Origin of the sequence: Lysinibacillus sp. RC79, assembly GCF_041262405.1 — a bacterium.
Classification (GTDB): domain Bacteria; phylum Bacillota; class Bacilli; order Bacillales_A; family Planococcaceae; genus Lysinibacillus.
Window position 1 is genome coordinate 1 of sequence record NZ_JBGCCD010000023.1, and the last position, 26,022, is coordinate 26,022.

24 protein-coding genes are annotated in these 26,022 nt (G+C 36.8%); 8 read left to right on the forward strand and 16 right to left on the reverse strand.

The genetic code is table 11. The annotated features are described in order from the left end of the window. Nucleotides 1-327: 327 nt before the first annotated feature. A complete protein-coding gene (locus ABH968_RS18820; protein ID WP_370046409.1) occupies nt 328-1,824 on the reverse strand; it encodes a class I adenylate-forming enzyme family protein in 1,497 nt (498 codons plus the stop codon). Between the two features lie 574 nt (nt 1,825-2,398). Here ABH968_RS18820 and ABH968_RS18825 point away from each other — a divergent pair. Further along, nucleotides 2,399-2,995, forward strand: coding sequence for a metallophosphoesterase family protein (locus ABH968_RS18825; RefSeq protein ID WP_370046522.1), 597 nt, complete (start codon nt 2,399-2,401; stop codon nt 2,993-2,995). Nucleotides 2,996-3,095: 100 nt separating this feature from the next. Here the strand turns inward: ABH968_RS18825 and ABH968_RS18830 are convergent, their stop codons facing one another. The 5 genes from ABH968_RS18830 to ABH968_RS18850 all read right to left on the reverse strand — a co-directional run bounded on the left by ABH968_RS18830 (nt 3,096) and on the right by ABH968_RS18850 (nt 4,802). Continuing rightward, the gene (locus ABH968_RS18830) at nt 3,096-3,677 is read right to left on the reverse strand and encodes a DUF305 domain-containing protein (protein WP_370046411.1); all 582 of its coding nucleotides are present in this window, start codon (nt 3,675-3,677) and stop codon (nt 3,096-3,098) included. A 118-nt stretch (nt 3,678-3,795) separates the two neighbouring features. Beyond that, on the reverse strand, nt 3,796-3,972 hold the full coding sequence (locus ABH968_RS18835; protein WP_370046413.1) for a cysteine-rich CWC family protein: 177 nt from the start codon (nt 3,970-3,972) through the stop codon (nt 3,796-3,798). A 129-nt stretch (nt 3,973-4,101) separates the two neighbouring features. Beyond that, nucleotides 4,102-4,299, reverse strand: a complete 198-nt coding sequence (locus tag ABH968_RS18840) for a gamma-type small acid-soluble spore protein (protein WP_370046415.1) — start codon at nt 4,297-4,299, stop codon at nt 4,102-4,104. Nucleotides 4,300-4,314: 15 nt separating this feature from the next. Continuing rightward, nucleotides 4,315-4,527, reverse strand: a complete 213-nt coding sequence (locus ABH968_RS18845) for a hypothetical protein (RefSeq protein ID WP_370046417.1) — start codon at nt 4,525-4,527, stop codon at nt 4,315-4,317. A gap of 41 nt (nt 4,528-4,568) precedes the next feature. Beyond that, nucleotides 4,569-4,802, reverse strand: a complete 234-nt coding sequence (locus ABH968_RS18850; protein WP_370046419.1) for a hypothetical protein — start codon at nt 4,800-4,802, stop codon at nt 4,569-4,571. Nucleotides 4,803-5,078: 276 nt separating this feature from the next. Between ABH968_RS18850 and ABH968_RS18855 the strand changes: the two genes are divergently transcribed. Then, on the forward strand, nt 5,079-5,573 hold the full coding sequence (locus ABH968_RS18855) for a L,D-transpeptidase family protein (RefSeq protein ID WP_370046421.1): 495 nt from the start codon (nt 5,079-5,081) through the stop codon (nt 5,571-5,573). 527 nt (nt 5,574-6,100) lie between these two features. Here ABH968_RS18855 and ABH968_RS18860 read toward each other — a convergent pair. Then, the gene (locus ABH968_RS18860; RefSeq protein ID WP_370046423.1) at nt 6,101-6,865 is read right to left on the reverse strand and encodes a DUF2935 domain-containing protein; all 765 of its coding nucleotides are present in this window, start codon (nt 6,863-6,865) and stop codon (nt 6,101-6,103) included. A gap of 195 nt (nt 6,866-7,060) precedes the next feature. On the opposite strand from ABH968_RS18860, the gene ABH968_RS18865 reads away from it, so the two are divergent. Further along, nucleotides 7,061-8,734: a ribonuclease J gene (locus ABH968_RS18865; RefSeq protein WP_370046424.1), complete on the forward strand. Its 1,674-nt coding sequence runs from the start codon at nt 7,061-7,063 to the stop codon at nt 8,732-8,734. Nucleotides 8,735-8,828: 94 nt separating this feature from the next. Here the strand turns inward: ABH968_RS18865 and ABH968_RS18870 are convergent, their stop codons facing one another. Then, a complete protein-coding gene (locus tag ABH968_RS18870; RefSeq protein ID WP_370046426.1) occupies nt 8,829-9,464 on the reverse strand; it encodes a restriction endonuclease subunit S in 636 nt (211 codons plus the stop codon). Nucleotides 9,465-9,675: 211 nt separating this feature from the next. Here ABH968_RS18870 and ABH968_RS18875 point away from each other — a divergent pair, with 211 nt between their 5' ends. Beyond that, nucleotides 9,676-10,065, forward strand: a complete 390-nt coding sequence (locus ABH968_RS18875; RefSeq protein WP_142510121.1) for a helix-turn-helix domain-containing protein — start codon at nt 9,676-9,678, stop codon at nt 10,063-10,065. 20 nt (nt 10,066-10,085) lie between these two features. Here the strand turns inward: ABH968_RS18875 and ABH968_RS18880 are convergent, their stop codons facing one another. Together ABH968_RS18880 and ABH968_RS18885 are read right to left on the reverse strand one after the other, a co-directional pair. Next, nucleotides 10,086-10,877 (reverse strand): DUF7225 domain-containing protein, encoded by a 792-nt coding sequence (locus ABH968_RS18880; RefSeq protein ID WP_370046524.1) that lies wholly within the window; start codon nt 10,875-10,877, stop codon nt 10,086-10,088. Nucleotides 10,878-10,980: 103 nt separating this feature from the next. Next, nucleotides 10,981-11,856, reverse strand: a complete 876-nt coding sequence (locus ABH968_RS18885; protein ID WP_370046428.1) for a radical SAM/SPASM domain-containing protein — start codon at nt 11,854-11,856, stop codon at nt 10,981-10,983. A 187-nt stretch (nt 11,857-12,043) separates the two neighbouring features. Between ABH968_RS18885 and ABH968_RS18890 the strand changes: the two genes are divergently transcribed. Then, nucleotides 12,044-12,181: a hypothetical protein gene (locus ABH968_RS18890; RefSeq protein ID WP_370046430.1), complete on the forward strand. Its 138-nt coding sequence runs from the start codon at nt 12,044-12,046 to the stop codon at nt 12,179-12,181. 163 nt (nt 12,182-12,344) lie between these two features. After that, a complete protein-coding gene (locus tag ABH968_RS18895; protein ID WP_370046431.1) occupies nt 12,345-12,620 on the forward strand; it encodes a hypothetical protein in 276 nt (91 codons plus the stop codon). A gap of 383 nt (nt 12,621-13,003) precedes the next feature. On the opposite strand, the gene ABH968_RS18900 is transcribed toward ABH968_RS18895, so the two are convergent. The 3 genes from ABH968_RS18900 to ABH968_RS18910 form a co-directional block, all read right to left on the reverse strand. Next, the gene (locus ABH968_RS18900; protein ID WP_370046432.1) at nt 13,004-14,407 is read right to left on the reverse strand and encodes a SpoVR family protein; all 1,404 of its coding nucleotides are present in this window, start codon (nt 14,405-14,407) and stop codon (nt 13,004-13,006) included. Nucleotides 14,408-14,434: 27 nt separating this feature from the next. Continuing rightward, nucleotides 14,435-15,592: a sporulation protein YhbH gene (gene yhbH / locus ABH968_RS18905; RefSeq protein ID WP_370046434.1), complete on the reverse strand. Its 1,158-nt coding sequence runs from the start codon at nt 15,590-15,592 to the stop codon at nt 14,435-14,437. Nucleotides 15,593-15,805: 213 nt separating this feature from the next. Continuing rightward, the gene (locus tag ABH968_RS18910; protein WP_370046525.1) at nt 15,806-17,701 is read right to left on the reverse strand and encodes a PrkA family serine protein kinase; all 1,896 of its coding nucleotides are present in this window, start codon (nt 17,699-17,701) and stop codon (nt 15,806-15,808) included. 494 nt (nt 17,702-18,195) lie between these two features. Here ABH968_RS18910 and ABH968_RS18915 point away from each other — a divergent pair, with 494 nt between their 5' ends. Beyond that, a complete protein-coding gene (locus tag ABH968_RS18915; RefSeq protein ID WP_370046436.1) occupies nt 18,196-19,191 on the forward strand; it encodes a M23 family metallopeptidase in 996 nt (331 codons plus the stop codon). Between the two features lie 450 nt (nt 19,192-19,641). After that, nucleotides 19,642-21,336: a methyl-accepting chemotaxis protein gene (locus ABH968_RS18920; RefSeq protein WP_370046438.1), complete on the forward strand. Its 1,695-nt coding sequence runs from the start codon at nt 19,642-19,644 to the stop codon at nt 21,334-21,336. Between the two features lie 420 nt (nt 21,337-21,756). Here ABH968_RS18920 and ABH968_RS18925 read toward each other — a convergent pair whose 3' ends face one another. From ABH968_RS18925 to ABH968_RS18935, 3 genes are all read right to left on the reverse strand, one after another. Beyond that, complete coding sequence (locus ABH968_RS18925; protein WP_370046440.1) at nt 21,757-22,443, reverse strand: hypothetical protein; 687 nt, start codon at nt 22,441-22,443, stop codon at nt 21,757-21,759. 86 nt (nt 22,444-22,529) lie between these two features. Continuing rightward, entirely contained in the window at nt 22,530-24,275 is a 1,746-nt protein-coding gene (locus ABH968_RS18930; RefSeq protein ID WP_370046442.1) for a methyl-accepting chemotaxis protein, read from the reverse strand. A gap of 239 nt (nt 24,276-24,514) precedes the next feature. Beyond that, nucleotides 24,515-26,011 carry a sodium:solute symporter family protein gene (locus ABH968_RS18935; RefSeq protein ID WP_370046444.1) on the reverse strand — a complete coding sequence of 499 codons (1,497 nt, stop codon included), beginning with the start codon at nt 26,009-26,011 and terminating at the stop codon, nt 24,515-24,517. Nucleotides 26,012-26,022: the final 11 nt, after the last annotated feature.

The following is a 26,022-nucleotide window of genomic DNA, read 5'->3' on the forward strand; positions in this document are numbered from 1 at the left end:
CTGTTGCTGTCGCTACGTTAGCACTACGCTTTCGCACAAAAAACATCTGTTGCTGTCGCTACGTTAGCACTACGCTTTCGCACAAAAAACATCTGTTGCTGTCGCTACGTTAGCACTACGCTTTCGCACAAAAAACATCTGCCGCTGACGCTTCGCTTTCGCGCAATAAACATATGTTGGCCTAAAGCCTCTGAACGCAATTATGCAGAGGCCTAATTGATCTTCATATACCCTCTACCTGTGACACATTAACTCTCATTCGGTGCGCATCCGATTTAGGGGTTTACTAGATTTGCTACTTTCGAGTTTCACTTTTACACACTTAATTTACGGTGTGCTTACTCTTGGACGTAATGTATGCTTCAAAACTTTACCCGAGGCATTACGTGGCAATTCAGTTAAAAATTCAATTTCATGTGGCACTTTATACTTTGCAAGCTGAGTCCGACAATAAGCCAAAATCGCCTCTTCATCGGAAGAATTGCTTTCCTTCAATACGACAAATGCTTTCGGGACTTCGCCATATACTTCATGTGGTAAACCTACAACGGCTGCCTCTAAAATTTCTGGCAACTGATATAAAACCTCTTCGATCTCGATAGGATAAATATTTTCGCCACCTCGAATAATCATATCCTTTTTACGATCTACAATATAGAGATAGCCTTCCTCGTCAAAACGCCCTAAATCTCCTGAATAGAGCCAGCCATCTTTAATTGCTCTAGCTGTTTCTTCAAGATTACGTAAATAACCTTTCATAACCTGTGGTCCTTTGACACAAATTTCTCCTACCTCACCTGCTGGCACAGTTTCACCAAAGCTATCAACAACACGGACTTCTGTTTGTGCTAATGTTTTTCCTACTGATCCAATCTTTGTCAATGCATCGGCATCTAAAAGGGAAGTGGCCGCAGGGGAATTTTCAGTTTGTCCATACAGGTTTTGTACTTTCACATTAGGGAATGCCTCCTTCACTTGCTTAACAAGCTCATAAGGCATCGGTGCCGCTCCGTAACATAATAAACGTAAATTTTTAAATGTATGTTCCTTAAAGTTAGGTGTGTTTAAAATAATTGTATACATTGACGGAACTCCAAAGAAAATTGTCGCAGCTGTAGCGGCAAGCTGTTCTAATGTGTTTGTCGATGAAAAAGCCTCTTCTATAACCATCGTACCGCCTTTATAAAACATCGGCATCGCAAAAACATGAAGACCTGCACAATGAAATAAAGGCGTACAAACAAACATTCTATCCTCATTGGTCATATCCATTGATGACGACCATATATCTGCAGTTGATACAACATTTTGATGAGTCAACATTACTCCTTTTGGTTTTCCCGTCGTACCAGAAGTATACATAACAACAGCCGTATCATGAGGTTCCAATTTGACAGCTTTTCTTTGACCTGGATAGTTTTTAATCACTTCTTTCATTTCTTTGAGCCCTATAATATGTTGAAATGGATACTTAATAGTTGCGAGTACATCCTCTAACCTTTCATCATAAATAAGTCCTTTAGCTTCTGAATGATTAAAAATAAATTCGACCTCTGGAGCTGCTAGTTTTGTATTAATGGGCATGACAACATAGCCCGCTAACTGTACACCGATATAAGCAATTAAAAATAAATCTGAATTGAGCGTATATAACGCAATTACATCATCTTTTTCAAAGCCTTGCTCTTGTAAGTACGCTGCGAGTTTTTCTGCACTTTTATAAAATTCACTATAGGTTAGCTTTGTCCCATCGTATACCGTTGCAATCCCTTTTGGTTGCTGCATAGCATAGTTTTGTAGAACGTCTGTCATTAACATCGTCATCATTAGCCCCCCAAATTTTTAAATTCATTTCCCTCATACCACGCAAAATTACAATAAGAAAATTCAGAAAATTACAATTATATTTTATCAATCTATGAAAAAGTTAGCAATTTTTCAACACACAAAAAGTATGTGACCCTGAGTACAAGCTAGTAAAGCGCCCAACGGAACGGAAATCAGATCCACGTTATGGTGATGAACCAAAATATGACCAACTAGATATACTGATACATTTTACTTTTCTATCAATTTCTGTTAGGTGTATGATATTTATATAATGATTTTTAACTTCTTTCAGCAATTATTTTCTGTAGCGAAAGCAAAGCGTCAGCTACAGATGTTTTATGTAACGTAAGTGCAACGGCAGTTACAAATGTCTTTTGTACCGAAAGCGAAGCGACAGGTACAGAAGTTTCCCACCTCTACAGGTGGTGAGATGAATGCGGTTTTAAGTCACTTTTCAGCTGGTGTACAAACACCCGCTGAATGAAGTTAAAGCCTCCGGCGGATGTCACGAAATGCCGATTCCGGACGCCATTATGCCGAGGCATAATTGATGAAAGGCCTGATTAAAATGTTGTACGCACTTTTAGGAGATTTACATTCTAGTATAGAAGATACTAAGGCAGTTCTAGCCCATATTCAGCAATCTGCGAAAGATGCAAAGGTATTGGGACTAGGTGATTTATATGAATGTACTGTAAGTAAGAAAAAGGCTCAAACAATGTCGGGTTTACCGCTACAAAAAGCTGCGATAGTAGAAAAAAATTTTGAAAATTTACTAACCTTCCCCTCAATTCGCGGCAATCAGGAAGAGCGTATTACACGTGTTACTGGCATCGAACGTTTTACAGAACTATCTGAAACAATGGAGATTGATGGTGCAACACTTATACATGGACATCAATTTCAATGGAGTGTGACGTGGCAACCTACATTTCCGCCATTCAAAAAATCACTTCTTTTCTTCGGACATAGTCATGAATCAGGTCTTTATCATCGCAATAAAAAGTTACCTATTCGTATTCGCTTTGGCCAACCAATCGCATTACAAGAAAAGCAGTACGGCATCAATGTTGGATCAGTTGTTGATCACCGTGAGTGGTGTCTTTACGATAGTAATAAACGAACAGTAACATTTATGTGCGCTCCTTCTGTTGAGAATGTTTGATTATTTTTCATTAAGGGCAAACCTCACTATGGAATTTCGCTGATATACATCTTAGTCAAAAAAAACGCTAAAGTCGACTTCGACTCTAGCGTTTTTTAAACTAGCAATTTTCGCAATCCTTTAAAGCATCTAGTAATTTTTCCATTTCACAAATACGATCGCACATAGTTTGAATCATATTTCGAAGGATTGGTATTAATTCTTGGCAAATACAGAACCTTAAAACGTTTTGCGCTAGTCGAACGCCTGCCTGATGATGAACAATCATTGCTCGAAGAAAGTTTATATTAATATTATTGGAAACAGGCGGTAAACTCATTGCTTGGAACATAGCCCCGGTAATTTCTTTATACGCACACATATATTCGTACAATTCACATTCCGAATTTTGTACGATACAGCATCTATTTTGTATCGCTTCGAGGCATTCAACAGTCTCCGTACTTGTTGTTATTATTTCTAATGCGAGATTTTGTACAAGTATATTCGTGGTATATCGCAAAACATTTTCCGACATTTTAATAGCAGCTACTTGATGCGGTAATATTTGCTTAATAAAATTTTCTGAAATACTACATGTAATGGTCACATAGGTCATGCCCTGCATCATTTTATCGAGGATCCTTTGGTTTTCCTCTAAATAAGCCTTAGTTACATTACTGAGTACAACTGGTTTAGTCATTAGACACACTCCTTTCAGAGTAATATATGCCCGATAGGTTGTTGTGCTGTAGACAATTGTACCAACTGATTTCTATTGTTTCGTAACAGCAATGGAAGTATTTTCAAAGACTAAACGATTAATCTTTTTTATATGTATCGACGCACTTTTGACAAATACATTGCTCTTGAGGTACTGATTCAAAAATTTCTTTAGGAAAACTTTCTGTCATACACCAGCAATCCTTTTGCCCATTTACTACCCCACAATGATTTTCTTGCCCACATAACGGACAACGTTTTCTTTTCCCCTCCATTTGTACACCTCCTTACACATACTTTACATTGTAAAATAAAGTGAAGTTTTATTCAGTGATTTTTCCCAATCGCACTTTTACAAAACAAAAAAAGAGGAGTACTAAATTTCATACTCCTCTCCAAATAGCTTATTGCTTTTTCCCATGAATCTCTTGCTTTACTTCTTCGACATTTGTATCACTATATATTTCCGTACCAACCCCACCTCTTTGGGCTAGCAGCTTTTTCACTTCATTGTAAGATAAACCACCTTCTGCATTTTTTCTTTTTACTTCATTAATATTTGTTCCAGCAGAAGTTAACTGAGCTTCATTATGGTCAGTCATACAAATCCCTACCTTCTATAATTCATCAGGCTGTAATTCGATCAATTCATCGCCTTCTCGTTCTACTTTTTTATTGAGCTCCTTAATCGGTATAGCATCAACCGTTTGCATATCTTCGTGTAAGTCGAAAAGACTTATAGTATCTGATTCAACCATGTCTGGTTTGTTCTTGCTTGCTAAGTTCATAAATATTTTTTTCTCATGTGGTATGTTTTCTATGTCCATCATTGCTCACTCCTTTACCTATACTATGTGCAATGTTGGACAAATCATGTGCCCTTCGTTTTCGCACTTTTATCGATACGATGATATTCAGATATTTGAATGACCCGAACATGTCTTGTATGCAACTCGTGATAAATCCCTCTACTATCAGTAAAAAATATATATTGATCTCGTTCGCTTCGAACTAATGCCTCTGCTTTTTCCTGTGATTCAATATGGATAAATCTCCTTACATAATGCATTTCATCAAAAAAATAAGTAATTTTAAATTCTTTCATAAATAACTCCTCGAATACTGGATATGGCTTGTTACTGCTTATCATATCCAACTATCTGCAGTAGCTATCCTTATGAAAATATTAAAGGTTTTTTTTATAGCTGCAGCATACCCTGTATTAAAGTAATTTTTATATGCACATCACCATAATGTTAGGGTTGATTTCCGTTCCGGCTGGGCGCTTTCCTAGGGGCGTCCAGTCTTCATTCCAATCAACATATATACATGGCATACCTAATTTTTGGTGATGATCCTTATTGTATTGGAGGTGATAAATTTGATCCATACAGTTAAAGCAGGCGAAACCTTGGCCCAAATAGCTAGAAATTATCGTACACCGTTGTCGTCCATAATGGCTGCTAATCCAGGGTTAGATCCGAATGTACTTTATATAGGACTACAAATTGTTATACCTGGATTTCCTAATCCAAATACTATCCCTTATAGAATAGATATTTCTACTGAAAATCGATGGCTACGTTTATATAAGGATAATATTCTTCAAAAGCAATACCCCATTGCAGTTGGTAGAATGCTACATGGTACACCTACTGGCAATTTTATAATCATTAATAAGGATCCAAATCCCGGTGGTCCGTTTGGGACAATGTGGATGAGTTTATCTAAAGAGCATTATGGAATTCATGGGACTAATAATCCTAGCTCTATCGGTCATGCAGTTTCACGTGGCTGTATTCGTATGCATAATAAGGATGTCGAAGAGCTTGCAAGCATTGTGCCAATCGGTACCGGCGTTTTTATTTATCCTTAAAAATCAACAACGTGAGTGAAGTCGAGTAGCCTCCCACTCTTGAACTTTCGTTTTATACCTCTACTCATTTAAGTTAGGCGCTTACAATCATTAAAATTCAGACTAAAAACATTCCTAAGATTTTATCGGAATGCTTTCCAATTTTATCGATACATTATGCTGATTTATCGGAATAAAAAAGGCAACCTGAAAACCTCAGATTGCCATCACTATTTATACCTACATTTCAAAAGTGAACGCTATGGCCACATACCAGAACATGCTATATGAAGTGGTTGATTGGAGTGGAGGCTGGGCGACTCCTTGGGGATTAGCGATAGAGGAACGAAGGCTAAAACCATCACGTCCTGTGATAACGCCTTCGTGACCAACATCGTGTTGGCCCGAGACCCTGCAGCGAAGCGAAGCGGCTCATCTGACACCCCCAGGAAGCTCTGCTCTGCGCGAAAGCGAAGCGTCAGCGGCAAAGCGCTCAGTAGGAACGGAAATCAACCTCTCGCTTTGCTGAAGAGACCACTTTAGTGTAACTAACCTTCACCTCTAGATTGTGCAAGCTTCGATAAATAGTATTGCTCCTCTCTTAGCATATGATCCGCCATCAGAGCTGTAAATGTTCCTAATACTTCTGCACTTAACTCCATCTCCTCTAACTCCCGTAAAAAAGTTTTGAATAATCCCATTTCTATATCCACATCATGATTAAAGCGAGTTAATGCGGGGAATGAGTCTATATTTGAACGCAAATATCCTGTAAGCTCCACTGCTTTTAAATAAAATTCTTCAAAATGTTGGGCAAAGATAGTACTTTTTTGCCTCAACCTTCTTTCTACACCATCCAGATCGTCATGAATGATACCTGCATGTCCTGATGCATCTAATAGCCAGAGTAAGTGATGATGCAGCTCATGAAAGATTGGTGGGACTTCCCCCTTCTTCAAATAGCTAAGTACATTTTGATACTCCTCTAGTTCATTCACCATATGATTAATAAAGGTAGGTGGTAGATGAATATTAACATTTCCCGTTAATTGCTTTCTAAGCAAATAAAATTTAAATTGCTTTAGTTGTTCTACAGCTTCATCGACTGTAAGTGAGAAGGAAACCGCATTATTGGCATCTATCGAATTAACATAGGCAAGAAGTTGAGAAAATTGATGAATAAATGAACTCGCTCTTTTAATATCCTCTGTTTCCGATGGATACAATGAATCATGAATAAATTGAGAATGATCTTTTAGTATCCTTAGCCAAAACTTATGTTCAAACATCGCATGCTGTAAGTAATTAGACAACCAGTCACATCCCCTTTATTTCTATACGTTCCTCTATTCTATTCTTCTTGAAAATCTAATATTAATGCTTAACCTCAAATTGTCTTTTCGTATAGGATGAAACGCTTAAAGCTATACTACATAATGCTGAAGCAACGAAACAAAATTTCATTAAAGGCACATGCAAATTAACTGAAAAATTAGGAGGGAATATGCTTGTCCACAAAAGACAATACATTATCGATTTTCGCCTTAGGTGGCATTAATGAGATTGGCAAAAATATGTATGTAGTACAGTATGGGAATGATATTTTAATTATCGACTGTGGTGCTAAGTTTCCTGACGAAAGCTTACTTGGTATCGATTTAATAATTCCTGATATTACGTACCTGCTAGAAAATAAAGGTAAAATCAAAGGATTAATTGTGACACATGGACATGAGGATCATATCGGTGGTATTCCTTATCTGCTAAAAAAAATAAATGTCCCTATTTATGCGACACGTTTTACTCTTGGGTTAATCGAGCTAAAGCTAAAAGAGCATAAGCTTTTAAGAGAGACAAAATTAATAGAAATTCATTCCGATTCATCATTAAATTTCGGACAAGTTGATGTTAGTTTCTTTAGAACAAACCATAGTATACCTGATTGCTTAGGAATCGTTATTAATACACCTGAAGGAAATGTAGTACACACTGGCGATTTTAAATTTGATTTAACGCCTGTCAATAATCAGTTTGCAGATATTCATAAGATGTCTGAGATAGGTTCAGAAGGCGTACTAGTACTGATTTCTGAAAGTACGAATGCCGAACGACCTGGGTTAACTCCTTCAGAGAAGCTTGTCGGTAATCATATCGAAGATGCATTTTTACATGCCGAGCGTAAAATCGTTATCTCTACTTTCGCTTCTAATGTTAATCGCATACAGCAAATTGTAAATGCAGCGATTACTGTAAATAGAAAGCTTGCATTACTTGGCCGTAGTATGGTGAATGTTGTAGATGTTGCACTTGAGCGAGGCTATTTAAACGTTCCAGAGGATCTGTTAATTGATGCACGTGAGGTGAAATATTTTCCACCTGAAGAAGTTGTTGTTCTATGTACGGGTAGTCAGGGTGAGCCATTAGCTGCACTCTCTCGCTTAGCAAGTGGAAATCATCGCGAAGTAAAAATTTTACCTGATGACACAGTTATTTTAGCTTCATCCCCTATTCCAGGGAATGAGAAGGGTGTTTCACGGATCGTTGATAATTTGTTCCAGTTAGGTGCAAATGTTATCTATGGTTCCGCTAGTCATACAGGTATGCACGTTTCAGGTCATGGCTATCAGGAAGATTTAAAACTAATGCTTACACTAATGAAGCCTAAGTTTTTCATTCCGATTCATGGTGAATTCCGTATGTTACATCAGCATCGTTTGCTAGCTGAGTCCGTTGGTGTCAAAAGAGGGCATACGTTTATTATGAAAAATGGAGATGTTGTTGATATTGAAAATTCAATGGCTAGGCAAACACGTAAAATCCCTTCAGGTGATACGTATGTCGATGGTATTGGTATCGGTGAAGTCGAAGGAGTTGTCTTACGAGATCACAAACAGCTTTCAGAAGACGGTATGCTTGTTATCGTTATAACGCTTAATAAGGTAGATGGTACCTTTATTTCAGAACCAGATACAATTTCGCGAGGCTATGTTTATGCCAAAAACTTTGAGGAGCTTTTAACTAAAGTAAATAGTCTCGTCAAAGAAACGGTAAATGAGCTTCAGGAAGAAAGTAAGCAGCAAATACATGTCTTAAGAAGAGAAATCAAAAGAGCTGTCGGTCAATATCTATTTTCACAAACAAAAAGAAAACCAATGATTTTACCTATAATTATCGAAATTTAAAAAAGTCGGTGTGAGGTTTTTTTCCTTTACACCGACTAAATTTATATTATCCGATTCCAGTGAGGATGAAGAACTGTTTATGGATTATGCAATTTTATTTAAGCCCACCTTTGAAAATTTTGTGTAGCATAATATTGTAAATATGCTGAGCCTGATTAAATCCATGATGTAAACTATTGGAGTGATTTTCTATTTGCATTGAAAAATTGTCAAAATGCTGTGGTAACCCCTCTACTGCTGTCATCAAAGACTCTTTATTTTTTAATAAAAGCTGAATCTTATTTAAAATTTGTACCTTTCTGTGTTGGATATCTATCATCGGAATATCAATGGGTATATGGTACAAATGATGCCATTCTTTATTAATTTGATACCATTTGAGAAAGTGTAATAAATAATCACTTAAAATAATTGTTTCATTTGGAATAATAGCGACGATATCATTTGCAATACATATTTCAGTTTCACTTTGATAAATATATTTATTTTTGTCCTTCAAGTTAGCTTTAGTAAGAATGATGGTTTTAGCTGGTACTGGTGCACACTCAAAATGTTTTTTAAATGTAATATTAACTTTTGGTAATTGTTCAATATCACCATTTAGCATTAACTTTTTTAAATCTTCTGCTGTAATTAGGGGTACTCCGACGTTCGTAAAATACTTTTTCCTCGGTACTATTTTCCCCTCTTTTATTATAGCAACCTCATCTAATCGATAACGTTTTACCATGCCTGAATCCTCCAATCCTTAACTTAATTAGCTATACCCTAAAACAAGCTACTGGAATCATCAACACTATTTTGCATAAGTCTTTTTTCTCAATAAATACTTACTACCAATCATTGTACCATTTTAATGTAACATTATATCTATTATACCACTATAATGGTATAGGCATTTTCAATGTTTTTCACTAGCTTTTTACATAGAGGTGAATCATATGTCAGACTTTTTAAAGCTAGTAGGCGAACAACTCCGTATTATTAGGGTTTCCAAGGGGCTTAGTCAGGAAGAAGTAGCAGAAAAAACGGGGAAACTAGGTTTTAGTAAAGGACGAATCTCAAACATTGAACACGGGCAATCTAATATCACTTTAAGCACTTTAGAAACGCTGATGAAAGCATTAGATATTGCCCCTGAGGAGCTTTTTAATTTTCAAAAATTATCTGGTGTTACTGATATTGAAGAAAAGAACCTTGTGCTTGACATACATCGATCAGTATTAAGGGAGCGCAATTTAGACGAGGTAAAATACGTAGTACGCATTACGAAGGATTTTTTAGATACTATTGATTCACAATCAAAGAAAAACAGCTCCAATAGTCAATGACGTTGGAGCTGTTTTGACGGCTAGCTACAATTATTTTTTGAAAACTCTTGATACACTGCTTTAATGCGACTAATATCCACCTCGTATTTATTTTCATATTTTCTAGCAATATTTTGTATTGGCTCCTTTGGCCCGAAGTAAATAATATTAAAATCATCATTACTATATTGTACAACGAAGACTTCATCAAATTCGTTAAATGTATTTTGATTTAACGTAATAAAACCTGTACTTTGTGCTGTCGTTTTCACACTTATTCTTTTCCCGTTACTGATGACATCAAATCCATGCTGATTCGTCTGTCTAGAAAGACTTCCTTTTGTAATGATTGCACATAAAAACTCTCCAATTCGGCCAATTAAATGACGTAATTCTGTAGGTTTGCAGCCAAGTAGGCTCATTTCATACTTTAATATCTCATTATAATCCTCGTATAATTTAACGATTTGATTAGTACTAACAATATTTAATGACTCCGTTGTATTTATAGGTTCGTCATAAAGTACTTTTACACCGTTTCGCCATTCTCCTACGATTTGCTCACCACTCTGTTTTTGTGGCTTGTGAAATATAAGACCCGTATATGCGAAATTTTCCCCTATGTATTTGTAAGTGCTTTTTGTAATGTATTGAAATAAATGTTTTTGGAAAAGAATCCCTTTGTTATAGCGATTGTAACAATAGTCCGATAAAATGACACTTCCTGGATTGGTATTAAATTTCCTTTGTAGCTCTTCTTTCACTTCTGCAGGTGTCACCATTTGATTCTGTTTATCCGCCAGTACTTCTTTAATTTGCTCATAGATAGTCATAATCATAATTACTTATACCTCCCTTTTTGCTTTACCATGCGGGTATCCCATATTTTATCCATATAAAAAATCCATTTAGTCTAAAACCAAATGGATTTGTCTTTTACATTCCAAACTTTTGACGATAGCCACATTTTCTACATAGCTCTTCGACTGCTTCTCTACGTGAAAATCCGTCGACAATATTATTTGCACGTTCACCTTGAACAATGTCTGTGAAGGATTTCTCGTTCACATTCCCCAAATTAATAACGCCCTCACCATCTAGACAGCACGGCACTACTGTACCATCTACTAAAATAGCAGCTTGGCCTCGGAGGGCATGGCAAAAGCCTTTTCCTTCATCCTCAGGCTCCAGTAAGCTTGGCCACTTAAATTCATGATCTTGATTTAAATAAATATTATTAGCGATTTTTACACCTTTACCAGGTTGCACTTTTTCTTCGATGCGATAATCAAGATTATATTCATTTTCTAGAATTTCGAGCGTTTCACGATTTCTTCGTGCCGCAATATCCGTTACATGATCCCTTTGTAAATTCCATAAACGATATGAAATAATTGTATTATACTCTTTCGAAGCACGCACAAAATCCAAAATATCTCCTAAATATTTCTCACGATTTTCCGATCCCTCATGACCGTCGAAACTATGCAAAGAAAAATTGATTTGGCGTAAAGCTGGTTTCCCTAGTATCTTTTCATGATTCTTTTTAATCAGTGTACCGTTCGTTGTAATATTAACTTTAAAACCTTTCTCATGCGCTGCGTCAAGCAGCTGATCAATACGTGGGTGTAATAGCGGCTCCCCTTTTACATGCAAATAAATATATTTCGTATGAGGACGTATTTCATCCAATATTTTATTAAATTGTTCCACTTTAATAAGTCCCTTTGTACGAGCAGTTGGAGGACAAAAGCTACAAGCTAAATTACAGACACTCGTTATTTCTATATAAACCTTTTTAAATGTTCTCAACGTTGATTCACCGTTCCAGTTCTTCTTATATTCAAATCCTATTCATTTTAACAAATTTTACGATAAGGAACAGTTTTTCAGTCTCCTTCCCCTCGTATTATTTATACATCTTAGGGCTACATGAACAAGTAAGCTTGAGAAAGATTAATAACTTAATAGTAATGCTAAAATGAAGGAGGTGAAAATTATGCCTGATAATGAACATTCAAAGGATCCATCTAAAAATCATATTACCATCAATCTTACTATTAATATTGGCAATAAAGAAATCCATTTTGAACAAAGGACTGAAGGTGGGGGACCAATCAATTCCGCCTTGGCGTAATTGCGTCCGGATTTTGAATTGTGCCCGCACAATTCATTCCTTTGAAAATCCGTGACATCCGCCGGAGGCTTTATCTTCATTCAGTAGGTGTTTGAACATCCATTGAAAAGGAATCACATCCGCATTCATCTCACCATCTTCATAGGTGGGAATTTTCTCCTGAATGAAGATAAATAAAGATGTAGGTACTAATGCCAACCAAGGCGGTCAAAATGCCATAAACGGCAGTACTAGAAATGTAAACTCCCAATTCGCCGATGGAAACGGCAGAAGCGGTATTGCTGGTGACGATAATGATGAGGCTGGCGGACAACAAGGAATAAAAGTAAGAGACAGCAGAGTAATCGACAGCGATATCCATTCATCTTCGAATCATAGTGAAAGTAGTGAAGATGAAAATGAGTCCTCTCCATTGTTAGATGAAGATAAAAACGAATAATAAAATTTTAGTTGCAAGTGTGTTTATTAACCATTTTTATCCATTCTAATTAATTAGAAGGCTCTGATTTCCGCTACGGGCTACTCGCTTTGTCGCTGACGCTTTGCTTTCGCTACAGAAAACATTTGTCGCTGACGCTTCGCTTTCGCGCAGAGCAAGGCTTCCTGCGGGCGAGCGTCGAGTAGCCCTACGCTACAATCAGTAAAAATGGACGTACATTAGCAAAATATCAATAAAATCCTTTTATCAGCCAATAATAAACCTATATTTTCCTAATCAATACGCCTGATTTAGTTGATACTCAAAAAAACTTCTATCTGCAAAAATATTCCATACCATCAGATAGAAGTTTTTTGTTTTGTTATCCACCAAGGAATCACGCCTCACACATTGCGTTTATAATTTTTTGTACCATCATATGAATACAGCATTGGCTTTCCATCCACATATGTTTCTACATGAACTGGACGACCCCATAGCTGATAAATATATGGCAAAACGTTTTCTAAATAGCGTGGATCGAGCTCCATTCCCTCATAGCCATGCACTAAATAGAGCTCTCCGTTGCGAAGGTAATCCCCATTTTTAACAACGATATATGGGAATCCACCGTTTACACGCATCGATACGAGCTGATCTCGTACCATTTCATAATCCTTATCTGTAATACGGTATTCATTGCCCTTTTTCTGGAACAAATAAAGATCCTCTCGCTTTGCTAAATCCTTCGTTAAATAATTGCGGATAAAGGATATATCTGACTCTATCTCTCTAACCTCAAACATTTTCTCCCGCCCAGAATTCGGTTGTACACCTAGCTTCCTCATCTCTTCCGTTGGCTGATTATAGCGCTCTTCAATGTCCTCAAATATTTTCACACCAAGGTAATAAGGATTAATGGATGTCTTTGAAGGCTGCACAACACCTGCATTTAACTTCGCAAATTCAATCGTTTCCGCTGATGTTAGCTTAAGCTCCCGCATTATACGTTGATGCCAATAGGAAGCCCAGCCCTCATTCATAATTTTTGTCTCTAATTGTGGCCAAAAATAAAGCATTTCCTCACGCATCATTGTTAATATATCTCGCTGCCAGTCCTCAAGCTCTCGACTATGTTCCTCTAAAAATAGCAATATATCTTTTTCTGGCTTTGGTGGGAAGTGCTTTATTTTTCGCCTTACCGATTTATACTCTTTTTCCTTATCATCTAAACGCCATAGATCATCATATGGTGATTTTACTTGAGTAATTTCCTCTTCAAGTTCATCTTCTGTATTCCAAGGCAATTTTGGTCGTAAAAGGGATGGATCGATATGCTCCTGAATCGCTAAAACCGCATCTAAAAACTGTTCGACCTCATCCTTTCCATATTCTCTTTCATAGCCAGCTATTCGTTCAGCTGTTGCAGTCATACTCTCCACCATATCTCTTCTAGTATTGGAGAATCGTGCATTATTTTTAAAGAAATCGCAGTGCGCCAATACATGCGCAATAATTAATTTATTTTGTGTTAACGTATTTGTATCAAGTAAAAATGCATAGCATGGGTTTGAGTTAATCACTAGCTCATAGATTTGACTTAGCCCTAAATCATATTGAAGCTTCATTTTATGGAACTGTTTACCGAAGCTCCAATGCGAAAATCGAGTAGGCATACCATATGCGCCAAATGTATAAATAATATCTGCCGGACAAATTTCATAGCGCATTGGAAAGAAATCTAAGCCAAAGCTTGAGGCAATTTCTGTAATTTCATCAATCGCTCGTTCAAGCTCTTTCTTCTCCACTTTTTCGTCCCCTCCTTTGAACATGATTTAAGATTCACTTTTTTTGAAAAAGCTCTTTAAGGCATCGTAGACATCGCCTTTTTTTCTCAAAATATGATATCTAAACTTAGGGTCATCTACTTTTTTGTATGTGTACATAAGTGTAGAAAAGCGGTTATGCTGATTGACTTCACCATATCCAAACATGCTCGATACATCCATTAACTCTCCCACTAGCTTCAAGCACTTTTCATTATCCATTGATATATTTTCACCATCTGAAAAATGTACTGGATAAATATTGTAGCGAGAAGGACTATACTTTTCCCGAATTAGTTCCAATGCCTTTATATAGGCAGATGAACAAATCGTTCCTCCACTTTCTCCCTTCGTGAAAAATTCTTCTTCTGTCACTACTTTTGCCTCTGTATGATGAGCAATAAACTCAATTTCCACGGTTTCATACTTGGAGCGCAAAAATTTTGTCATCCAAAAGAAGAAACTCCTAGCGCAATATTTTTCGAAAGAGCCCATCGAGCCACTTGTATCCATCATGGCAAGGACCACTGCCTTCGATTCAGGTTTATCCACTTCATCCCACGTTTTAAATCGCAGATCATCATTATGAATCGGCGTAATTTCTGGTTTTCCTTTCATCGCATTACGCTTTATCGCATTGAGGATTGTGCGCTTTTTATCGACATTTCCCATTAAACCTTTTTTCCGAATATCGTTAAACTCAATTTTTTCCGTTTTAATATCCGCTTTTTCTTTCTGCTGTAGGTTTGGTAGCTCAAGCTCGTGAAATAACACATTTTGAATCTCTTCAATGCTTACTTCAGCTTCATAATAATCCTGGCCTGGCTTGTCACCAGCTTCTTTTCCTTTACCATTGGCCTGATTGCCTTTGCTGGCATCACGCGCAACCACATCACCTACATTACTGTCCCCTTGCCCTTGCCCAACATGCTTGGAGTTATCATAGTTATATCGAATTTTATATTCATCAAGTGAACGTATAGGAATTTTAATAACCTCACGACCATTGGACATAACAATGCTTTCTTCACTAACTAAATCGGGTAAATTATTCTTAATAGCATCTTTTACTTTTTCCATATGCCGTTGCTGGTCCTGGTGCCCTTTACGATGGAGGGACCAATTTTCCTGAGAAATGGCAAAGCGTTTATTTTCGTTTTCAGTCATTTTTATCCTCACCCATCTATCAAATTCGCTTTTTCTATACTATGCTAGTGATTCGTTTTCTTGAACTTTTTTAGAGAAATCAATTACACTTCGTGGTTACTTCACTTACGGTAAAAAATAAGTGAATGAAGATAAAAGGAGTGCCCTAAAATGGGACACTCCTATTCACTCCTATCAATAGTCTTATAGTTTCCACTGAATAGGTCAAAGTCACTAACGATTTAACAGACTACCTACATACTGCAATAATTCATTAGCAGATGTTGTATTATAGCCATGTTCATCGACAAGTCTTGCTACAACCTCATTAATCTTCTTCAGCTGTGATTCATCCGGCATTTTTGAGGATGTTGTAATTTTTACGACATCCTTAAGATCCGCAAATAGTTTCTTCTGTATGGCTTCTCGTAATCTTTCATGAGAATTATAGTCAAAACGCTTACCTTTTCGAGCATAAGCAGAAATACGAATTAATATCTCCTCACGGAATGCTTTTTTCGCATTTTCCGAAATGCCAATTTGCTCCTCAATAGAGCGCATTAATTTTTCATCTGGATTCATTTCTTCACCAGTCAATGGATCGAAAATTTTATTTTTATTACAAAACGCTTCTACATTATCAAGATAATTATTCATTAATGTTTTTGCAGACTCTTCATACGAATAAACGAAAGCTTTTTGCACTTCATTCTTGGCAATATCATCATATTCTCTTCGAGCAACTGCAATATAGTTTATATATTTTTCTCGATCTTCCTGAGAAATTGAAGCATGTTGGTCAAGTCCATCCTTTAGTGAACGCAGAACATCTAACGCATTAATAGATGGTACCTCTTTTCGAATAATAGCAGAAGAAATACGATTAATAATATACCGTGGATCAATACCGTTCATGCCTTCATTCGGAAACTCTTTTTTCAGCTCCTCTAAGTCAACGGAATTAAATCCCTCCACATTTTCTCCGTCGTACAGTCGCATTTTTTTTATAAGATCCACACCTTGTTTTTTCGGTACTTCCAATCTTGTTAGAACCGAAAAGATTGCTGCGGCCTTCAATGCATGTGGCGCAATATGAACATGTGCCATATCGCTTTCTTTAATCATTTTTTCGTAAATCAATTCTTCCTGACTAACTTTTAAGTTATACGGAATCGGCATGACAATAATACGCGAATGTAACGCCTCATTCTTTTTATTTGAAATAAATGAACGATACTCCGTTTCGTTCGTATGCGCAACAATTAACTCATCTGCACTAATTAATGCAAATCGACCTGCCTTAAAATTACCTTCCTGCGTTAACGACAAAAGATTCCATAAGAATTTTTCATCAAGCTTTAACATTTCTTGGAATTCCATCATACCCCTGTTTGCCTTATTTAGCTCACCGTCAAAACGATATGCACGAGGGTCAGATTCTGAACCAAATTCTCCGATTGTGGAGAAATCAATACTACCTGTTAAATCAGCAATATCCTGTGATTTTGGATCTGATGGCGTAAATGTTCCTATGCCCACGCGTTTGTCTTCAGAAAAAGTAATACGTTCAATCATCACATTTTCAATACGTCCATCATACTCCTTTTCAAGACGCATCGTATTTAAAGGCGATAAACTTCCTTCAATTCGTATACCATACTCCTCATAAAAATCATTACGCAAATGATGTGGAATTAAATGTAGAGGATCCTCATGCATTGGACATCCCTTAATTGCGAAAACTGCGCCTTCATCTGTTCGCGAAAATTGCTCAAGTCCGCGTTTCAACAAGGTCACTATTGTTGATTTACCACCACTTACTGGTCCCATTAATAACAAAATACGTTTCCTAACATCCAATCTTCGTGCTGCTGGATGGAAATATTCCTCCACCAGTCTTTCAATTGCTGTTTCAAGCCCAAAAATTTCTTGCCCAAAAAATTCATACATTTTTTGCCCATCGCGTTCCTCTACACCACTATTTTTGATCATATTGTAGACGCGTGAATGGGCTGTTTGAGCAACTTCAGGTCTTTCCTTGATGATGTTTAAGTAATCTGCAAATGTACCTTCCCACTTCAGTTGATTTTCTTCTTCGCGATAGCTTTTCACTTTATCTAAAATGTTGATAGCCTTCCCTCCATTCAGGGCTTGATTTATAACATAGTATGAAGGAAATGACATTATGATACCCAATACTTTTTCTTTGTCGAAGTTTCTTCTTATTGACAATAATTTTCTTCCTACAGAATAAAGGAATTCAAAGTCAAACAAAAAGAATGTTTTAAACTTACTTGTTTCACCTGACGTTTTATTGTTTCATCACCAAAGTTAGGATGACATTTGTTAAAAGATACTCCTTGAGAATAAGTTGATTGAAGTGGAGACTGGGCGACTCCTTGGGGATTAGCGTCACAGAAAACATTTGTTGCCCCGACGCCCCCAGGAAGCTTTGCTCTGTGCGAAAGCGAAGTGGCAGCAACAAAGCGCCCAGTCGGAACGGAAATCAACCCTACCTATGAGCCCGTTTTCATCACAAAAAATTGCTCATTTCTACCGCTTCGTTTTGTGCTGAATGAAGATAAAAAATTCGGTTATTCTAACGTTAGAAAGGAGGTCCATTATTGAATCGCCATTTTATATTCCTTTTATCATGGATGTTTTTATGGAGCTTTACTCTCCCCGCTGTTGCTTTTGCAAAAGAAGAACCCACCCAAGAAGAAATTGTTCAGAAACGTATGGCTTATTACGTACAATTTGACGAATTATTCATTCCGTGGCATTTCTTAGCGGCCATTGACCAATATGAACGCAATTTGCAATCAGTTCGTAAAGATATTCCGAAACGCGATGGTATCATTGCCATTCAATTTTCTGATGAATATTGGTCAGGTGCTTTAAATCCTGTAAGAGATGATACTCGCCCAGATACAATTAGTTACTTTGGCGGAATGGGGCTAGATGGCAATGGTGATGGAGTTGCTAGTCCTAAGGATGATGTCGATATCATATTCTCCATGGCTACTTTTTTAAGTAAATTTGGAACAACTGATGAGGACTTTAAATTAGCTTTATGGGAATATTACGGAAGTGAACAGGCCGTAAATCAAATCTCCACCATTTCCAAAATGTATAGTCATTTCAAAACAACTGAACTCGATGCCCACACATTCCCAATTCCTACCAATTACGATTACAGCTATCGGAGTACATGGGGTGCTAATAGGGGCTGGGGTGGACGCCGTATTCATGAAGGAACAGATATTTTCGCTAGCTATAGTACTCCAGTGGTTTCTACCTCTTATGGAGTAGTGGAAATAAAGGGCTGGAACCAATTTGGTGGTTGGCGCATAGGAATTCGAGATAATCATAATTCATATCATTATTATGCCCATCTTGGTAGTTATAATAAAAAGATTAAAGTAGGAGACCTTGTCGAACCTGGAACTGTTCTCGGTTATGTTGGTAGCTCTGGCTACGGTAAAGAAGGGACGTCCGGAAAATTCCCTCCTCATCTTCACTACGGTATATATAAGTTCAATGGACGTACAGAATGGGCATTTGATCCATATCCATCATTACTACAATGGGAACGAATTGCTAAAAAAGCGAAACAATAATCAATTACGCCTTGGCGAAATTGTGTCCGGATTTTAAATTGTGCTCACACAATTCATCCCTTTTAAAATCCGTGACATCCGCCGGAGGCTATCTTCATTCAGTTGGTGTTTGGACATCCACTGAAAAGAAATCTTACCTCCATCTCGCTACCTTCCAAGGTGAGAGGTGCTGAATGAAGATACATTTCAGAGCGCTTGGTGCACTTTTGCAGCAAGTGCTTTTTTCATTAAGTAGGAAAAAATACATAAAGCTAATAAAAAAACTCCATAATTGCACTAAAGACATATATTTTTAACTAGCTACTTCATTAACACCAAAATGTTATTGTACTAAAAAACTATTTTTCACTTTTCCATTAAAAGGGCTTATTTATATAACGATTTAGTTATAAAATAATATTTGTACTATAACAATTTATACCATTGAAAATTAGCAAAGGGTGGGGAAAGATGAAAGGTATTTTTCAGTTTAAAACACTTAAAGCTCGAATATTAAGTGCATTTCTTCTTTTGTTAGTATTAGTTGTTTGTTTTACAACCTATACTTACGTTTCTAATAATAAGATGGAAAAACAAGCAGAAGGTTTAGTGAAAGAAGATTTAATCGTCTTAACTGCAAGTAAAAATTTAGCAATGTCTATGAGTGTTCGTCTCTCTGCAGCTTTAAGTTATGTTGTATCTGGTGATGAAAAATACATAGAAACTTTTAATGAATATCGTCAAATTGCTGAGGAAAGCAATAGTATTGTGGAGAAATACGTAAATACGCCTGAGCGTGAGGCGCTAGTAGAAATGGCACGTACATGGAGCAATCGCGTAAATACCGAAGTATTCGATGTTTATAAAAAAGGTGATAAAGATTTAGCATTAAAAAATTTAACAGCTATCAATAATCTTGTAACTGAAGTTCGTTTTGGTTATGAAGAATTAGCCAATACACGCTCAGATGCCATTACTAAAATAGGAGATGACGTAGTATCAACAAGTTTAAGCAATAAAACAGTTGGACTGATTGTTAGCATTGTATTGGCAATCGCAGGTATCCTAATCGCCATTGTCACTGCTGGCAATATTTCTAAGCCTATTACGATTGTCTCAAAGCGCATGAGCAAGTTAGCGGATGGTAATCTGCAACATGAACTACTTCCAATAACTCATCGTGATGAGATTGGTCAATTAATGCTTTCTGCAAATGATCTGAATGAAAAATTAAAGCAAACGATAAGATCAATCCATGCTGTTTCTGAAACAGTAGCAGCTAGTAGCGAAGAGCTGGCCCAATCTTCTAATGAAGTACAATCAGGTACAGAACAAATTACCGTGACTATGCAGGAGCTAGCCTCTGGCACAGAAACGCAAGCATCTACAGCAGGAGATTTAGCCGAAACTATGGCTTCTTTCCAGCGTAGTATTCATGAAACAACACAGGAAGGCATTGAATTAAAAGAGAATTCAAGTCATGTACAAGAACTAACAACTACAGGTAAAGGCTTAATGATGCAATCAACACAACAAATGGCAGCTATTAATGAGATTGTTTTAGATTCAGTGAAAAAAGTTGAAGGCTTAAATGTGCAGTCTGCTGAAATTTCCAAGCTTGTTTCTGTAATTGATGATATTTCAAATCAAACAAATTTACTTGCCTTAAACGCTGCCATCGAAGCAGCTCGTGCAGGAGAACACGGTAAAGGTTTTGCAGTTGTAGCCGATGAAGTTCGGAAGCTTGCAGAACAAGTGCAATTCTCTGTCACTGATATTTCAACAATCGTCAACCGTATTCAAGGTGAAACTAGCAATGTAACAACTGCCCTACAATCCGGCTATGAGGAAGTAAAAAGAGGAACAACACAACTTAATCAAACAAATGAAACATTTGAACAAATTTCGGAAGCAGTTGAGGACATGATTCTTAACATAAATACCATTTCAAGCAATCTAAATACAGTTGCTCAAAATTCCGAGTCTATCAATGTCTCCGTTGATGAAATGGCTTCTATTTCTCAAGAGTCTGCGGCTGGCGTAGAACAAACAACAGCAACTGTAGAGGAAACTGCCGCTACTATGGAGGAAATTTCAAGGAGTGCAAATCAACTCGCTGGTATGGCTGAAGAGCTAAATATCCAATTACAGCAATTTAAAATTTAAGGTTCGGATTCATAATACACTTTAATTTAGAGAACGTGAACGTTTAAGGTCTGTAAAAGAGATTTCTTTGGCACCCCGAGCACTTTGGGGCGATAACGGATCACTTCTCTGGCTTTCCCGAGCAGTTCGAGACGATACCTGATCACTTCTCTGACTTACCCGAGCAGTTCGAGACGATACCTGATCACTTCTCTGACTTACCCGATCACTTTAAGACGTTACCTGATCACTTTTCTGGTTCACCCGAGCACTTTGAGACGATACCTGATCACTTTTCTGGCTCACCCGAGCACTTTGAGACGATACCTGATCATCACTCTAGATTTTCCTAGAAGTTAAAAAAAGCTATCTCGACATTACGTTTAAAATGTCCTTTACAAAGGGTACACTTTACGTTCGAGATAGCTTTTTTCTACAATTTTATTGCCAATGTCTAATTGGTACCCTTTCAAGCTCATAACGTTTGATAATAACACTGATCTTCTGAAACCATTCCTCACATAACTCAAGCGCTTCTTGATACTCATCCTCTTCTCTTGATATAGGCTCACCGTTATCCATAAAAGCATATTCTAGAATAGGGTCAGATAAGTAATCAGCTACAATTTTCAACGTCAATTGAGATACAGTGTTATACTCAGGGTCTTCTTCATCTAATTCCTCTTCTTCTATATCCAGTTCTTCACTCAATAATGAACCACTTATGAAGTTATTGCTAGTCCTTGCAATATACATTTCGTCCTCTACTATAGCAACTTCATATATTTTATTAAATGGAATTTCTTTTTTTATCAAATCTTCTTCTAAATCTTCTCTACTTACGAGGAAAAGTGTATTTGTAGGTTCATTTAATAATAAAGCACTTAAACAATCATGTGAGATGATGCAATGTGTATGAGGGATAGCCATAAGCTCCTCCTCACTTGCCTCTTTCATTTCATTTAATGTATTGATATAGATATATCGTTCTTTAATATAACGAATAATTCCTACTATTACTAATCCTAAACCAATTAAAAAATAGACCTTACTAAATATAGCCGTTTCGACTGAATTCGCTAGTAATAAATAGATCATCCCTAGAAATATAAGAAAAAAGGTTTTCATCTATATCCCACCCTCAAAAAGATAATCGATAGGATTATTTCATCCATGCTAATAGAAATTTTATTCTAACGATTATCTTTTCATTCTTAATTTCTATGGGAATTATCTGCGTTTCTAACATCTACATCAAACTTTGAAACGGATTTTTCAAGTTCTTCTGCCATTTTATTTAGTTTTAAAATAGAATGGAGGATATCTTGATTGTAGCTTTCTTGTTCCATCGTACGCCCTACAACACTTTCTGTTGCCTTTGCAGCCTTATTAGCAAGCATCGTTGTTTCCATAACTCCTGCTGTAATCTCCTGAGAAAATGCGGACATTTCTTCTGAGGTTACAGAAACTTGTTTTGTATGAAATACTACGCCCTGAATAGATTGAAGAATACTTTCAAATGATTTTCCAGCTTCTTCAACAGCTTGTAAACCGTCTTCTACATTTTCTGTTACAACATTCATCGTTTGAACCGTTAAGCTCGTATCCTCACTTATTTTAGAAATCAAATTTGATATGCTATTCGCCGATTTTTCTGATTGCTCCGCAAGCTTTCTTACTTCTTCAGCTACTACGGCAAAGCCTTTTCCAGATTCGCCAGCTCTAGCCGCTTCAATTGCAGCATTTAATGCAAGTAGATTAGTTTGTGAAGCGATATCACGAATCATATTGATAATAAGCGATACTTCATTTGATTGACTCTCTAGTTTTTTAATTGCATTTGCGGATAATTGAACGGAATCATTAATAATATTCATTTGATGAATCACTTTTTCAATGTTTCCATTTCCAAGCTCTACGTTTTGTAAGCTAAGAGATGATAATTGGGATACTTTTGAAGAAGCCTCGGCAATTTGTTGAATGCCCTCTGACATTTGCTCTAATGTAGCTGAGCTTTCCTCTGAGCTTTTATACTGTGCATGTGCCCCAGCTGACACTTCCTGGATGGAGGCTGAAATATGACTAATCGCTTCATTTGCCTTTTCACTACTTTTTGCCACTCCGTTAGTCGTATCGATTAACTGCTTAGAGCCAGAATTGATTCCAATGATAATATTTTGTAAATCTAGCACCATTTGTTGGAATGCATTTGTTAAAACTCCAATTTCATCTTTTCGATCTGTTTCTATTTTTACAGTTAAATCACCATTGCCAACTTGTTTTACTTGTGATGTTAATTTTCTTATCGGCTTCGTTAAATAATCTGTAAAGAAATAAACAATGCAGATTCCTACTATTAATATAATTAACGTAATCAATATAATTTTCATTTGATTAGCGTTCATGTCCGCATAAACTTCTGTGGCATCTAAATCTGCCCCTATTAACCCTACAACTTCGCCTGCCTCATTTTTTATTGGCGCGTAGATGGCAAGCACCGCTCCGTATTGTGAATCATTTGATAGCTGAAATTGTGTTTGCCCTGTTTCAAATACTTGCTTCATTTTAGGATACGATTCTGGTGATTCCTCTTTATCGCCAATCGTTGAATTCTCATTCGGAACACTATCCACCATATAATAGTAGTCATATCCTTCACCATTTTTTATCCGAGTCATCGAATATAAACTAGATACTTTATGAAGCTCTTTAACAGAGCTTAATTCTTTTTGTAACGTATAATAATAGTCATCTTTTTTTGCACCAATCTCTATACTTTGATAGCCTTTAACATCTATCTTTGAGATTGCCTGATCAATCATATTTACGTTTTGCTGACCAACTGTTTCTTTTACTAGTTCCAATGACGAACGATAAATAAAAAAGCTAATCAATAAACACGAAATAACAAGTAAAATTGAAAATACCATTAACATTTTAATTTTTAAGCTACTTCTCATCGTTGAACTCCTTATTTTTTATTTCCTATGTGAATACTTACTGTAAAATTTAAAATTTTAGTAACAATAAATTTTACAATATTCTCCTGGTAAAATGTCTCTATTACAAAAGTACTTTATTTTTTTTGCTAAAACAAGCTAAAAATGCCATTTTTGAGTGCTGTTTTCTGCATAAAAAAACACGAGGGCGTTAAAAATCAACGCTCTCATGTTCCCAAATTTTTATTTATAAATAATTATCAATTTGATTGTTCCATTAATTCCTCTTTACTACCAACATTGTCTAAAGTCTTATCTTTTTCAATTTTATGCATCTCAAGAACATGTTGTGAAGGTGGAATAAGCAAACTAACGATAACAATTGTAATACCTGTGATCACAACGCCTGAGAAGACAGGTGCCTGCCACAGCTCATTTAACAAACCTAAAAATCCTTCTGATTGGATATGAAGACTTGGTACATAGGTTAAAGATGTAATAATGTAATAGACTAGCCCGACAGATATACTTGTCCACACGGCAGGTGTACTTACTCGCTTCCAAAACGGTCCTAAAACGATTGGCCAGAAAATCGTCACGAAGACAATATCCCATGCCAAATATGCTAAATCAATTACTTTCTGGAAGCTGACCGCTAAAACTAAGCCTAGCAAAGCGCTTAAAATAATAATAAGTCTTGAAAATCTTAATAATTTTTTTGGATCTGGGTTTCGATTAATAAAGTCTAAATAAATGTTTTTTGTGATAATTCCCGAAGTCGCAACATAACACGCGGCTACAGTAGACATTCCCATCGCTGCCATTGCTGTTAAAAAGATGGCTGCTAATAACGGTGGGAAATATCCTTGAGCAAAGGCAAGCATTAACGTCTCTGGGTTTGTACTATTAGGATAAATCGTTTTAAACGCTTCTCCTAACATACCCGGAATCCAGCTAATCGCAATAATAATTGTCCCAGCTATAATCATACTGCGCTGTGCTACTTTTGGACTTTTCGCTGCGGCTACCCTTTGTCCTAAGTCCACTGCTGGAATATCACCAAGTGCTAACACAAGATATAGTGTCCAAAACTCTGCTCCAGCCTTATTGAAGAGTTCACTAATATTCCACCACTCTGGGTTAAATGTTACATCAGGATAATAGAATAAGATAAAAATTGTAATCCCTACTATACCCGCTACTGCCAGTGCCCCCTGAACAATTTCCGTATAGGCTACAGCCCATAAACCACCAATTACAGAATATAGGGCAGTTAATGATACAAAAAGTATTGCTGCCGGAACGAAATCAATTTGCAACAGCTGCTGAATAATATACGTGCCACCAACTGTTAACGCAGCTGCATTAAAGACACCGAAGGCAATCGCCATTACGATGCCTGTATATGCACCTAGCTTTTTACTGCCATATCGTAATCCATAGTAGTCTGCTAATGTCCAGCCTTTTAATCTACGTAATGGCTTCGTCCAAATAAGTGCTCCAAGAATCATACAAGTCCCTAAACCGCCCATTGTCGCTGAGCCTTCAAAGCCACCACTTGTGTAACCTGAGCCTACTGCCGCAAAAAAGAATGGGGCAGCTAATAAGGCCGCCACTAGACTTCCTGTGACAACAGATAAAGGCATACTCCAACCTGCAACAATTAAATCCTCCGCAGTATTAACTCGTTTGTATCCTTTATATCCAATGTAATAAATAAAAATTAAGTATAAGCTAAAGATGATTATATTTAACATAGTATTGCTCC

Coding starts and splice junctions, on each gene's coding strand:
- ABH968_RS18820 (WP_370046409.1), bottom strand. CDS start 1,824: ATGACGATGTTAATGACAGACGTTCTACAAAACTATGCTATGCAGCAA.
- ABH968_RS18825 (WP_370046522.1), top strand. CDS start 2,399: ATGTTGTACGCACTTTTAGGAGATTTACATTCTAGTATAGAAGATACT.
- ABH968_RS18830 (WP_370046411.1), bottom strand. CDS start 3,677: ATGACTAAACCAGTTGTACTCAGTAATGTAACTAAGGCTTATTTAGAG.
- ABH968_RS18835 (WP_370046413.1), bottom strand. CDS start 3,972: ATGGAGGGGAAAAGAAAACGTTGTCCGTTATGTGGGCAAGAAAATCAT.
- ABH968_RS18840 (WP_370046415.1), bottom strand. CDS start 4,299: ATGACTGACCATAATGAAGCTCAGTTAACTTCTGCTGGAACAAATATT.
- ABH968_RS18845 (WP_370046417.1), bottom strand. CDS start 4,527: ATGATGGACATAGAAAACATACCACATGAGAAAAAAATATTTATGAAC.
- ABH968_RS18850 (WP_370046419.1), bottom strand. CDS start 4,802: ATGAAAGAATTTAAAATTACTTATTTTTTTGATGAAATGCATTATGTA.
- ABH968_RS18870 (WP_370046426.1), bottom strand. CDS start 9,464: ATGGTAAAACGTTATCGATTAGATGAGGTTGCTATAATAAAAGAGGGG.
- ABH968_RS18875 (WP_142510121.1), top strand. CDS start 9,676: ATGTCAGACTTTTTAAAGCTAGTAGGCGAACAACTCCGTATTATTAGG.
- ABH968_RS18880 (WP_370046524.1), bottom strand. CDS start 10,877: ATGACTATCTATGAGCAAATTAAAGAAGTACTGGCGGATAAACAGAAT.
- ABH968_RS18890 (WP_370046430.1), top strand. CDS start 12,044: ATGCCTGATAATGAACATTCAAAGGATCCATCTAAAAATCATATTACC.
- ABH968_RS18895 (WP_370046431.1), top strand. CDS start 12,345: ATGAAGATAAATAAAGATGTAGGTACTAATGCCAACCAAGGCGGTCAA.
- yhbH (WP_370046434.1), bottom strand. CDS start 15,592: ATGACTGAAAACGAAAATAAACGCTTTGCCATTTCTCAGGAAAATTGG.
- ABH968_RS18920 (WP_370046438.1), top strand. CDS start 19,642: ATGAAAGGTATTTTTCAGTTTAAAACACTTAAAGCTCGAATATTAAGT.
- ABH968_RS18925 (WP_370046440.1), bottom strand. CDS start 22,443: ATGAAAACCTTTTTTCTTATATTTCTAGGGATGATCTATTTATTACTA.
- ABH968_RS18930 (WP_370046442.1), bottom strand. CDS start 24,275: ATGAGAAGTAGCTTAAAAATTAAAATGTTAATGGTATTTTCAATTTTA.
- ABH968_RS18935 (WP_370046444.1), bottom strand. CDS start 26,011: ATGTTAAATATAATCATCTTTAGCTTATACTTAATTTTTATTTATTAC.